Raw genomic sequence first — 11,905 nt, 5'->3', positions numbered from 1 at the left:
GAACACCAAGCCGATTACAACACGATATCATCATTACCCCAGGTTTGGTCGTTAGCCGCCCAGCGATTTGGGGAGACTGTCGCCTTACACAACCCTTACGCTAAACCCGAAGTCAAGCTAACCTTTGCCCAGATGTGGCAGCAAATTCAGCAGTTTGCGGCTGGATTACAAGCATTAGGCGTCTCGGCTGGGGATCGGGTTGCTTTATTTTCAGAAAATAGTTCCCGCTGGTTTGTGGCTGACCAAGGTATTATGACCACTGGGGCGGTTGATGTGGTGCGAAGTTCTCAAGCGGAACAAGAGGAACTTCTCTATATCCTTAAGGATAGTGAAGCGACTGCCTTAGTGGTGGAAAATCAAGATACCTTAACTAAGCTGGATCAGCATTTGCATGATTTGCCGATTCAACTGGTTATTTTATTATCCGATCAGGAACCCGACGCTGAGTCGGAGTTGAATATCCTCAACTTTCCCCAGGTGTTGGAACAGGGGAAAAATCACACATTCCAACCGATTGAACAAACCCCTGACACCCTCGCCGCCCTAATCTATACCTCTGGCACCACCGGGAAACCCAAGGGAGTTATGCTAAGTCATGGCAACCTATTACATCAAATCACCAGCTTGGGTGCAATTGTACACCTAGAAGCAGGCGATCGCGTCTTGAGTATTCTCCCATCTTGGCATGTCTATGAACGTGCGGTTGAATACTTTGCCCTCTCCCAAGGCTGTACCCTGGTTTATACCACGCTGCGCCATGTTAAGCGGGATCTGAATGCTCAACACCCTAATTATTTTGTCTCAGTTCCCCGTTTATTGGAATCGATTCATGAGACGGTGCAAAAGCAGCTAAGTAAAGAATCTGCCCGCAAACAGCGCTTGGTTAATATCCTATTCTCGATTAGCGATCGCTATATTAAAGCCCGTCGCCTGGTTAATGGCTTAAGTTTAGAACAGCAGCAGCCCTCTCTATTTCAACGCCTCTGGGCTAGACTTCAATGCTTGACATTGGTTCTGATTCATGCCTTAGCTGACCGATTCATCTATCAGAAAATCCGTGAACAAATCGGTGCAAACTTAAAGCAAACCATCTGTGGCGGTGGCGCACTTTCCCAGAAATTAGATGATTTTTATGAAATAATTGGCATTGAAGTACTCGAAGGCTATGGTTTAACCGAAACCTCGCCCGTCTTAACCGCCCGTCGTTCTTGGCATAACCTCCGGGGATCTGCGGGTAAACCGATTCTAGAGACAGAAATTCGCATTGTTAATCCAGACACCAAAGAAACCCTTCCCCAAGGAGAAAAAGGATTAGTTTGGGCGCGGGGATCTCAAATCATGCAGGGTTATTATCGCAACCCGGAAGCCACGGATAAAGTAATTGACGCCGAAGGGTGGTTTAATACCGAAGACTTAGGCTGGTTAACGGTTCAAGAGGACTTAGTTTTAACCGGACGGGCAAAGGATACAATTGTCCTGAGTAACGGTGAGAATGTAGAACCGAAACCGATAGAAAATGCCTGTATGCGGAGTCGTTATATTGATCAGATGGTGGTGGTGGGTCAAGATCAGCGATCGCTGGGCGCTTTAATTGTACCAAATTTCGATAACTTACAAGGGTGGGCGGCTGAAAATCAGTATCAGCTGCAACTCCCCGATGAGGAATCTGCTTCTGGCGAGGAAACGATTGATTTAAATAGCAAACCTGTTCAGGAATTTTTCCGCCAAGAAATCAATCGAGAAGCGAAAAATCGTCCTGGTTATAATCCCAATGACCGAATTGGTGTATTTCGCTTGATTACAGAACCCTTTTCTCAAGAAAATGGCATGTTGACGCAGACGCTGAAAATTAAGCGTCATGTCGTTAGAGAACAGTATCAAGATTTGATTGACGAGATGTTTGCTTAAGCCGAGATGATGGGAATTAAACCGGGAATTAAATCCTTACTATTCGGATTCGTTTTGATCGGGTTATCTGCCTGTTCTATAGTGGGTTGGTTCACTATAAATCTCCCGACTCAGACCAAAGCATCCTATAACAATTTCACGGGGACAGAACGACGGAAAATTAAAGTTGATGCCGGAGATGAAGTTGTCCTCGACGTTCAGTCGGAGGTGACGCAAGGCGATTTAGACATCCAAATCCTCGAACCGGATAAAGATGTGCTAAAAAGGATAGAAACGAATCGCGATCGCGAGTATACATTTGAGGCAGAAGAAACCGGAAACTACTGGATAGTAATTACAGGCGATAATGCGGGAGGGAGTTATGAGATTAAGTGGGACATAACCTCATAAATCGGGTCTGCTGAATAAGTCTTGTGGTGGCGAGAGGCAACAGGCAACAGGCAACAGGCAACAGTTTCAAACCTCTGGTGAGGTAAAATTCGGCACTTACGCAGGCGGAAATCCCAGGATTTTGAGGCGGGTAGTGCAAAAACCTTGCACTTGTTGGGGAGAAAAATGGCTTGAAATCCAAATCTTGTCTACCTTCCACACTCATGCAGCAAGCCCTAAATCAATTTTCGGGGCGGGTTTAGGGACAATTGTCGGGGCGGGTTTAGGGAATCAATTCAGATATCCACCACTAACTGAACAACAAAACCCGCCCTCCCCACCACTAACTGAACAACAAAACCCGCCCTCCCCACCAATAACGAAACAACAAAACCCGCCCTTGTTTTTAAGACCAATGAACAATGAACAATCAACAATCAACAATCAACCATGAACAATCAACAATCAACAATCAACAATTATTGCGCTGTAACTAATCCTTTATTTAATTGCCGCATATACTTATCTAAATCCCCAGCCACTTGACCCGATAAAAAATAAGCGCCGAGTAAATTGGGAAAAGACATAGCGATTAACATACCATCGCTAAAATTAATCACCACACCGGAACTTAAAACCGCCCCCGTAAAAACCGCCAGGACAAACAACACCTTATAGATAATTAAATTATTCTGCCCAAACAAATAATCCCAACAGCGTTCGCCGTAATAACTCCAGGAAATCATCGTCGAGAAGGCAAAAAAGAAAATCGCGATCGCCAGCATCAGGGGAAACCAGGAAATCGCTGTACCAAAGGCGACTGAGGTAACTTCTGCACCACTGAGTTGAGTAAATTCGGGATTGCGATAGACGCCTGTAATCACAATCACCAACGCCGTCATATTACAAATCACCACCGTATCAATAAACGGTTCTAAAAGTGCCACAATCCCCTCCCGCACAGGTTCTTGGGTTCTGGCGGCGGAATGTGCGATCGCGGCTGAACCCACCCCCGCTTCATTAGAAAATGCTGAACGCCGTAATCCCTGAATCATCACGCCAAAAACTCCCCCTTCCACCGCCTCTGGAGATAATGCGCCGTTGACAATCGTCAGCATCGCCGCAGGAATTTCCCTAAAATTCGTCACCAGAATCCACAGCGCCGCTAAAAAATAAATCACACACATCGCCGGGACAATTGCACCCGCCACCATCCCAATCCGTTTAATCCCACCAATAATCACCATTCCCACTAAAATAACCAGAATCAAGCCATAAAGCCAACTGCGCCCCACAAACCAGGGTACAACTATAGTTATCGCCGTGTATGATTGGTTCGCCTGAAACATACTTGCGCCGCCAAATGCACCACCAATACCCAGAATAGAGAAGATAACCGCTAACACCTTACCCAGGTTCTGGTGTCCCATTTCCGCCAAACCCGCCGACAAATAGTACATCGGACCCCCAGCCACGGTACCATCGGGTTTAATTACGCGATATTTCTGCCCCAGGGTACATTCAACAAACTTACTCGTCATCCCAAACAGTCCCCCCAGGGTCATCCATACCACCGCACCGGGACCGCCTAAACTGATTGCGATCGCGACTCCAGCAATATTACCCAATCCCACAGTAGCCGAAAGCGCCGTTGCCAAGGCTTGAAAATGAGACACCTCCCCGGCTTGCGTCGGATCATCATACTTTCCCCGTAACACCTCAATCGCGTGCCAAAAACCCCGGATATTAATAAATTTCATCCGCAGGGTGAAGAAAATCGCACCGCTAACCAGCCAAAGGACACTGATCGAAAAAATACCTAGGGTCAAAAACTGCACTGTGGTCTGCTCACTCAGGATACAAGGTTATGTCCTTCTTAGTGTGACAGTGCATCCTCCCTTCTTCAACTGCTTTGCGGTCTATGGACGATTATCGAGGCACATAGCGATTATCTTACTTTTCTTGCTCTCGTATATTCAATCCGAAGCTGTTGTACAGAAGGATTCTCAGCTTCAATAAAGCTATCCCGGCGAACTTCCTCTAATCCTAAGTCCTGAAATTGGGCAAGTTCCTGATTAGAAAGCGCCCAAGGTGGACCATCAGGTTCAGCCTCTGTCTGGCGAAATCGCGTGATTACTAACAGGATTCCCTGGATAGCCACCAAAGCCGCGATCGCATCAATCACAGTTGATCGTACATTTAATGGTAACGCTTGGATATTCCGGCATTCTAATACCAAGTCAAACTGATGACGCCAAGCTGGATCTAACACGAACAAATCAGCGACAACATAGCTAACTGAGGAATTGGGAAATCGTTGCTGACACCAGGCGATCGCGGTTGGAGAAATATCAAAGGCTGTCACGTTGAAACCCTCTCTAGCCAAGGCTTCCGCATCATCACCTAATCCACAGCCAATAACTAAAGCCGAGGGATGATTCCCTTGGGGCTTATTTTTATTTAGCCAATCTTGGAAATAGGGATGGGGTTTCAAACGCGCCCACGGTACTTGATCGGGATCACGATTGGCTTGGGAATATAAGCGATCAAACCATCCAGAGGGATCGGATTTGTTTAGCGCTTCTGTTGCCAATAATTTGACTTTCTGCCGTAATCCTTCGGGTTGTTGTTCAAACATCAAACAGTCTCCAAGAGGGTAAGGGGGGATGGAGAGGAGATGGGGCTTCCGGCGAAGAAAGCTAAACCCTACCTATGCGGCATGTAACTCCATCTGACTCCCTAAAATCTGCTGAATCTTCTGGTATAACTCAGCTTGGGTATGATGCTGAAGCGTTTCCAAAGACGCCAGTAATCGTTGCTTATCGGAAAAGGGTAACATCGCCATCAACTCATCCGCCTCTTCTAGCATACGCTCTTGGGCTTCTGGAATTAGGTTCATCCAATTTGATAACAGCAAGTTACGCTCTATAATCGTTAATTTCCACTGATATTCAGGCATCCTGATCGGCTCCTCTATTCCTTCGTTTTCCTTTGTTCAGGATTTACTGGTGTGGATCAGGATGCTTTTGATGTAACTCACAACTCCCTCATCTTCCCAAATTCGTCCCACTTGGCGAACATCTTTCTCATCTCCTATAACAGGTGTATCATCCCACTCTTTCTGGAATCAGGATCATCCTCGGATAACCGATTTCCTCGCCCAATCTCTGGCATTTTCCATATAAATCAGTATCCTTTTCCAATATTTTTTCCAGTCTCCCTCTATCTTCAAGCAGTTTTTGACCGTTTCTAGGTAGAAAATAGTCGTGCGGCGTTCATCATTTTCGGGGCATCGCTCCAAAATCAGATTGTAGAGCTGCTGCCAATGATATTGCCAGTTGCCTTGCTCCGGATGGAAAATTGCCTCAAACAGGTTTCGCCAGAAAAACTCAATCGTGCCAATATCCTTAAGATGTTCTGGCGTTGGTTTATCCCAGCCAGTATGGCGAGCGCGTAAATCACTAATCGGCGGCAGATGTCCGCTCATAGATAACAAGGGGGGCTAAAATCACTGATGCATATTTTACCTATACCCAGAGATAATGGGATGGTGGATGGCAATAGGGTACGGAAGCAGAGGGAGCTGGGGAAACAGGGGGAGCAATGTAGAGACCATGCTACGTCTGGAAGCTGGGGAAGGTTGTAGAGACGTAGCCTGCTACGTCTGGGAGTTGGGGGAAAAAAATGAAATTAGGGTTCGCTGCGAGCAGTATGGGGTAACGTGGGATTTATTACCCGTGCGGCAAGATCTCCGCTAAGAGCCGTCTAACTTGCCCAACTAAAAAAGAGCGCGGCTAGGATAATCAAGCCCAAAAGCGCTAGAGGAACCCAGAGATTCGCCAGCTCAATCATTTGGTCGTGTTTTGCCGTTGATTAGGGGAATTGCTCCATTGATTATCTATAAAGAAACTATAAACTAAATTGGATGATGAGGACAGGATGACCTATCTCGACCTAGTGACATGGCTGCGAGAACGCACCGCTTTTAGCATTCTCTCCGATGAAATTTTACAGGCGATCGCGCCACGAATGGAAGCGCTAGCGGTAAATGCCCAGGAGCGTCTGGTCATCGAAGATACCCCTGTAGACTATCTCTACATTCTGCAACAGGGGCGTATTGAAGGCTACCGAACCAACCAACTGGGTTCGATTTGGGGCGTCAGTTGGCTTCCTGGTGCTGTGATTCATTTACAGGAGTTACTTCTCAATCAATCGGCTCAAAGAACCATCCTCACCCGCAGCGACTCTCAGCTGTGGCGCATCCCAGCCGAACAGTTCCGAGACTTAATCCACCAGTATCCAGAAATTTCTCAAGCCTTCTCCCCCCAACTTGCCCAAGACTTGGCACACCTGTCTTCCCAACTCAAGGTTGAACAAGAACGCCAGGTGACGCTGCGCCCCTATTTAGTCAACAAGGCGAAACGGGGAATTATTGGTAGAAGCCGTTATGCGGTGCGATTACGCCAGCAAATCAAACAAGCCGCCGATACTCGCCAGTCTGTACTCATTTTCGGTGAACCAGGACTGGAAAAAGATAACACAGCTACATTAATTCACTTTGGTTCAGCCTATCGCCGCGAACCTGTGATTAAAATCGATTGTAGTAAAGTGCAAGCCAGTGGTGCGGAACTGTTTGGGCGGGAAGGGGGCAAACCGGGACTTATTGATTCCCTGAACACGGGAACGTTGATTCTCAATAATGTGGATGAATTGCCCCAGGATTTAATGCCTCAATTGGCAACTCTATTAGAAACTGGAACCTATCAACCTGTCCGCCGTTCTCTAGAACAATCGACACAAGTGAAACAGTGCCGCGCCCGGATTATTATGATTACCGAAACGGCGCTCCCCACCATTAACCCTCTGGTTAAGCAAGTGATAAAAGTGCCGCCACTGCGGGTGAGAAAAACCGATATTGGCGACCAGATGAACTATTATATTAGTCTCTTATGTCGCGCCAAAGGGATTAATAAACCCAAAATTACACCCGAAGCCCTACGTCAATTACAAGCCTATGATTTTCCTGGTAATCTCAGGGAATTACAAAACTTAGTGGAACGGGCGCTGGTGCAATCGGACTGTGGCAAAGAACTCACGGAAGAACTGCTGTGGCCCTCCCAAAGTAAGAAAAAACAATTCCGCTTTAATCTCTTAAATGCCTATCCCCAACTGCGGCGATTTTTAAGGAGTGATTGGTGGCCCGATCGCATTAACTATGGATTTACCTTAAGCTTGTTTGCCTTTGTCGTAATCATGGGCTTTATCGGTCCGCAAACCCGTGAGGAAAACTTTACCTTAAATCTCTTTTGGGCATGGTGGTGGCCCCTCGTCCTGATTGGCTTTCCCTTTGTGGGACGTCTCTGGTGTGCCGTGTGTCCGTTTATGATTTACGGGGAAGTGACCCAGAAATTATCTCTGTGGCTATTTCCGCGTCCGTTAAAACCGTGGTCGCGACAATTAGCGGAAACCTGGGGCGGCTGGTTTTTGTTTGGCTTATTTGCCTTAATTTTCTTATGGGAAGAACTCTGGGATTTAGAAAATACTGCCTATCTTTCTGCTTGTTTACTCCTATTAATTACGGCGGGAGCGATGATTTTCTCTGCGATTTTTGAGCGTCGATTTTGGTGTCGCTATTTGTGTCCCATTGGCGGAATGAATGGTTTGTTTGCCAAGTTGTCGATGACGGAGTTACGGGCGCAGCAGGGAACCTGTTCAGCAGAATGTAGCACCTATCAATGTTATAAGGGTGGACCCCAGAAAGGAGAGGGAATGGAAACCAATGGCTGTCCGTTGTATTCCCATCCCGCCCAGTTACAAGATAATCGCGATTGTGTCTTGTGTATGACGTGTTTAAAAGCCTGTCCGCACCGTTCTGTGGAGGTAAATTTGCGTCCGCCAGGGATTGAGTTGTGGACAACTCATATCCCTCGTAGTTATGAGGTGGCGTTATTGTTGTTGTTGTTAGGCGGTGTGTTTTTGCATCACTTACCGGAGTTAAATCAGCAACTGAATTTACACCTAGATTTGAGTCAATTTGGCACACACGCTTGGTTTTCGTTGGCGGTTTTGAGTCTCCCGGCGTTGATTCCTTTAATTGCTTATGGTGGAATTCAATTATCTTACCGACTGATTCAGACGCTCAATTTAACGATAGCTAATCCCAAGCCGCGATCGCTGATTGAATTGGCGTATGGATATTTACCCTTGGTATTGGCGGCGAATCTGGCGCACCATTTATGGTTGGGGTTGACGGAAGCAGGGCGGATTTTGCCTGTAACCTTTGCCACGTTTGGATTAAGTGGTGAGGGATTACCCGTGTTTGTGGCGCATCCGGCGGTGATTGCGTTTTTACAGGGAGTGACGTTGATTGCTGGTGTACTGCTGAGTATGGTTCTGACACAGAAAATTGCCAGTCAACCTGTGCGATCGCTCCTGATGCAACATTTAGGGATAGTCGCTTTGGGGATAAGCCTTTGGGCGATTATTGTTCGGTAGTTATTTGTCATTTGTCATTCGTCATTCGTCCTTACAATCTCTGCACCCTTGCGCCTGTAGAGACGTTGCATGCAACGTCTCTAAATTTCTGGAAAGCGTATCTTTACCACAAATTTAGAGATTTGTCAAAACACGGGCAATAGGTTTTCCAGAATAAACCTTAAGTAGGGTAACTAGCGAAACCTCTATCTCCTTCCTTGGTTTGCCTGGGGGATTGGGGAGAAGTTTGCTATTTATTCTTTATTCCGGAATCGCCATGAAGCACAGTGACTGGTTGCGCCTAACCAAAGAAGGTGAACGTCTTTGTTCAGTTCTCAGACAGCAGGGGTATCAATGTCAAAAACAACCTCGCCGTCTGGCTTGGAACGTCACTAAAGCAGAAGATTCTCATACATTGACCTATTTACCCGCGCCGATAACCAGTTGGACAGTTCTACCCAATCAGGAAACTCTCGCCCGAAAACAACTGATGTTATTGGTGCGTAATGCGCTCAAACAGGAACGGTTAGAGACACTGACTTGTCAGTCGGACATTCAAAAACCGTTAGACTTAACCCGTCCTTGGGTGATTATCCGCTTATTGAATGATGCTCGTCGCTATACGGTAGCCCGATTTTACAACCGTCAAGACGCTGAAGATCACAAACGTGTACTCCGTCGCTTTATGCGTGGGGCTGAATTTGAGGTGATTTTTGACCCTTACGAGGAGTGATTGTACGGAGTGTCTCCTACTCCCAGACGTGCTATGGCACGTCTGGAACATACTCTAAAAAAATGAACAGAGGCAACTACAAACTTAAGTCCACCTTGCATTAAAGACAATTCCTCAAGTGAAAAATTTACGAATCTTTTCGGAACTCCTGGTTACTGAAAACAAGATACCAAACCCTAAAGCAAGAACTGAAGCCAGAAGGCTTGACGGTTCGGGAACTGGAGTAGAGGGCGAAGAAACTGGGCTAGGCAAACTGAATTCATAACCACCCATAAATGGACCATCTACTTCATAAAAAGGATCGAGTCGGTTAACGAGGGCAAATGCTGTTATTGTGGAACCAAACGTGTAGAATTGAAAGGCGAAATCTTCTGGTGTATGGGGTGCTACTACTATATCGGTTCCCACTAAATAACTCAATCCAAAGGGGCGTGGAGCATTCTTGAATCCTCGTAACCCCACGGCTATACAAGGATTACCTCTGGAATCGTCTAACTCTGTATAAGTTTTTGGATTACCAAATTTGTCAATAAAATTGAATTTTAACGATAATAATCCTCTTTGAGGGGATAAGCAATCAAACGGCAGGGAAGCACCAGGATCATTGATCAGAAATGACTCATCATAGATTACTTCACCATCATATACCCCATAATCATACTGGTTGATGCTCAACTGAAATTCAGTTTTGACAATAGCAGATAGAGCTGGAGCGGCATTAATTACTGAGAGTCCACAAGTTAGGCTAGTACTTACCCATGCTATTTTAGTAATCAGGTTGTTCATTGCTCAACATCCAATATCAATGGAAATATTGTAGAATTATATTGTTTTTATTACCAGGGTTTCGGGGAAATAATTCAAAAAAATTATTGATTATAAACAAAGAGAGACAATTACAGCAGATTGCAGGTAAATGAAGTTCACCTACATAGGCTTCAAGGAAAAAGTTTCCAAGGGATAAAGGGGTTCAAAAAGCGGATTTGGGCAGCAGACCCTAAATAAGTCTCTTCATCAAATCTTCATCAAGTTGTGGGAACTCTTCATGAAAGCTTTATAAATATTCCTTAAAGCAAATATTTGTTTAGCTTAATAAAAACTTCAAAAACGGTAGGATCAATCTTTATACCAACTTTACCTAAATAGTCCGGAATAAAAATATGATTAAGAAAAGACTCAATCGGTTAATTATTTCCACAGTCCACGCAGCTAAACCCTGAAGAAATGAACAAGAATTTAAAGAAAATTGCCGTTGCCAGTGCCAGTACAGTTTTAGGAGCTACCGTAGCCCTCAGTCTCTCTATTCCCGCTCAGGCTGGCAGTTTGAAAGGTCCAGCCCAAAACTTTAACGTCTTCGTCTTTGAAGATCTCAACGTTAACTCTGATGCTCACGGTAGAGTCGCCGTTGGTGGAAATGCCACACTGAATAATTTTGGGACGGCGACCAAGTTACCTGCTGAGGGTGCGGGTGACACTCTAGTCGTTGGCGGCAACTTAAACTATAACGGAGGTCAGGTATTCGTCGGTGATGTTGTTGTAGCAGGTGAAGCAACTCTGACTAATGTGGGACCGGAAAACTTGACGGTAAGACAAGGAAATCCCATTGACTTTGATGCGGCTGAACAATTATACAAGAATTATTCGGCTCAATTGGGGAATCTAACTGATGATAGTTCAACACTGAAAATATTAGAGTTTACTACGTCCAGTCTTGCCTCGGCAATTGCTAATGGTCTCAACATTACGTTAGAGGAAAATTCTACAGTTTTGGTTAATGTAACCGGTGAAGAATTTAATATTGATCGTGGTGAAATTCGTCTAAATGGCAGTCCAAATGGCGATTTCGCCAACCGGGTTCTATTCAACTTTGTTGAGGCAACGCAGCTAAACTCCACAGGTTTTGCTTGGCAAGGCAGCGTGTTAGCTCCGTTAGCTGATTACAATGAGTTCTCAAATGGTCATATTAATGGACAATTGATTGCCAAGTCAGTGACAGGAACAAGTGGAGAATTCCACATCATTGCTCCGAATACTGGAGGAAGTGTTCAATTTGACGGAAACTTGCCTGAACCAGAATCGGTTCCCGAACCGCTAACGATTCTGGGTTCCGGTATGGCGTTGGGATTCGGTGCTTTTTTTAAACGCCAACAGTCTAAAAAACAGAAGAATGCTAACTAATAATCTGAATTCTTGATTGATGGTTCTTGTTATCAGGGCGTGTCAGGGTAGGTTACTCAAGAAGAGATCCCCCCTAGCCCCCCTTAAAAAGGGGGGAACCATCAAATACAGCGTTTTTGGTCGTTCGTGATGTACACAGATCCCCGACGTCTTGAAGAAGTCGGGGATGTTAATTCGTGTAATCAAAGTCCCCCTTTTGAAGGCAGGGCTAATTCATTGTGATGAGAGAAAATTAGGACGACC

Annotated in this window: 11 protein-coding genes; 6 read left to right on the top strand and 5 right to left on the bottom strand. The window is 45.6% G+C overall.

Annotation, left to right across the window (positions count from 1 at the left end; genetic code table 11):
* On the top strand, positions 1-1,908 hold a 1,908-nt coding region (locus ACLFWI_RS17305; RefSeq protein ID WP_446413946.1), incomplete at its 5' end, for an AMP-dependent synthetase/ligase.
* A 6-nt stretch (positions 1,909-1,914) separates the two neighbouring features.
* On the top strand, positions 1,915-2,298 hold the full coding sequence (locus ACLFWI_RS17300) for a hypothetical protein (RefSeq protein WP_446413945.1): 384 nt from the start codon (positions 1,915-1,917) through the stop codon (positions 2,296-2,298).
* A gap of 458 nt (positions 2,299-2,756) precedes the next feature.
* On the opposite strand, the gene ACLFWI_RS17295 is transcribed toward ACLFWI_RS17300, so the two are convergent.
* The 4 genes from ACLFWI_RS17295 to ACLFWI_RS17280 form a co-directional block, all read right to left on the bottom strand.
* Entirely contained in the window at positions 2,757-4,115 is a 1,359-nt protein-coding gene (locus tag ACLFWI_RS17295; RefSeq protein WP_446413944.1) for an alanine/glycine:cation symporter family protein, read from the bottom strand.
* Between the two features lie 110 nt (positions 4,116-4,225).
* Positions 4,226-4,915, bottom strand: a complete 690-nt coding sequence (locus ACLFWI_RS17290; RefSeq protein WP_446413943.1) for a class I SAM-dependent methyltransferase — start codon at positions 4,913-4,915, stop codon at positions 4,226-4,228.
* 72 nt (positions 4,916-4,987) lie between these two features.
* Positions 4,988-5,236: a hypothetical protein gene (locus ACLFWI_RS17285; RefSeq protein WP_446408964.1), complete on the bottom strand. Its 249-nt coding sequence runs from the start codon at positions 5,234-5,236 to the stop codon at positions 4,988-4,990.
* A 174-nt stretch (positions 5,237-5,410) separates the two neighbouring features.
* Positions 5,411-5,764, bottom strand: coding sequence for a hypothetical protein (locus tag ACLFWI_RS17280; RefSeq protein WP_446354777.1), 354 nt, complete (start codon positions 5,762-5,764; stop codon positions 5,411-5,413).
* 127 nt (positions 5,765-5,891) lie between these two features.
* On the opposite strand from ACLFWI_RS17280, the gene ACLFWI_RS17275 reads away from it, so the two are divergent.
* From ACLFWI_RS17275 to ACLFWI_RS17265, 3 genes are all read left to right on the top strand, one after another.
* On the top strand, positions 5,892-6,035 hold the full coding sequence (locus ACLFWI_RS17275) for a hypothetical protein (RefSeq protein WP_446413942.1): 144 nt from the start codon (positions 5,892-5,894) through the stop codon (positions 6,033-6,035).
* Between the two features lie 181 nt (positions 6,036-6,216).
* The gene (locus ACLFWI_RS17270; protein ID WP_446413941.1) at positions 6,217-8,772 is read left to right on the top strand and encodes a sigma 54-interacting transcriptional regulator; all 2,556 of its coding nucleotides are present in this window, start codon (positions 6,217-6,219) and stop codon (positions 8,770-8,772) included.
* 256 nt (positions 8,773-9,028) lie between these two features.
* Positions 9,029-9,484 (top strand): hypothetical protein, encoded by a 456-nt coding sequence (locus ACLFWI_RS17265; RefSeq protein ID WP_446413940.1) that lies wholly within the window; start codon positions 9,029-9,031, stop codon positions 9,482-9,484.
* Positions 9,485-9,598: 114 nt separating this feature from the next.
* On the opposite strand, the gene ACLFWI_RS17260 is transcribed toward ACLFWI_RS17265, so the two are convergent.
* Entirely contained in the window at positions 9,599-10,270 is a 672-nt protein-coding gene (locus ACLFWI_RS17260) for a hypothetical protein (protein WP_446413939.1), read from the bottom strand.
* 438 nt (positions 10,271-10,708) lie between these two features.
* Between ACLFWI_RS17260 and ACLFWI_RS17255 the strand changes: the two genes are divergently transcribed.
* The gene (locus tag ACLFWI_RS17255) at positions 10,709-11,662 is read left to right on the top strand and encodes a PEP-CTERM sorting domain-containing protein (RefSeq protein WP_446413938.1); all 954 of its coding nucleotides are present in this window, start codon (positions 10,709-10,711) and stop codon (positions 11,660-11,662) included.
* Positions 11,663-11,905 lie beyond the last annotated feature (243 nt).

Origin of the sequence: Coleofasciculus sp. (genome assembly GCF_046539235.1) — a bacterium.
Taxonomy (GTDB): domain Bacteria; phylum Cyanobacteriota; class Cyanobacteriia; order Cyanobacteriales; family Coleofasciculaceae; genus Coleofasciculus.
The sequence above is the reverse complement of the archived record's forward strand: the minus strand, read 5'-3'. Positions and strand labels throughout refer to the sequence as shown.

Bases quoted from the DNA above. Each gene is read 5' to 3' on its own strand.
- ACLFWI_RS17300 (WP_446413945.1), top strand. From the start codon at position 1,915: ATGATGGGAATTAAACCGGGAATTAAATCCTTACTATTCGGATTCGTT.
- ACLFWI_RS17290 (WP_446413943.1), bottom strand. From the start codon at position 4,915: ATGTTTGAACAACAACCCGAAGGATTACGGCAGAAAGTCAAATTATTG.
- ACLFWI_RS17285 (WP_446408964.1), bottom strand. From the start codon at position 5,236: ATGCCTGAATATCAGTGGAAATTAACGATTATAGAGCGTAACTTGCTG.
- ACLFWI_RS17280 (WP_446354777.1), bottom strand. From the start codon at position 5,764: ATGAGCGGACATCTGCCGCCGATTAGTGATTTACGCGCTCGCCATACT.
- ACLFWI_RS17275 (WP_446413942.1), top strand. From the start codon at position 5,892: ATGCTACGTCTGGAAGCTGGGGAAGGTTGTAGAGACGTAGCCTGCTAC.
- ACLFWI_RS17270 (WP_446413941.1), top strand. From the start codon at position 6,217: ATGACCTATCTCGACCTAGTGACATGGCTGCGAGAACGCACCGCTTTT.
- ACLFWI_RS17265 (WP_446413940.1), top strand. From the start codon at position 9,029: ATGAAGCACAGTGACTGGTTGCGCCTAACCAAAGAAGGTGAACGTCTT.
- ACLFWI_RS17260 (WP_446413939.1), bottom strand. From the start codon at position 10,270: ATGAACAACCTGATTACTAAAATAGCATGGGTAAGTACTAGCCTAACT.
- ACLFWI_RS17255 (WP_446413938.1), top strand. From the start codon at position 10,709: ATGAACAAGAATTTAAAGAAAATTGCCGTTGCCAGTGCCAGTACAGTT.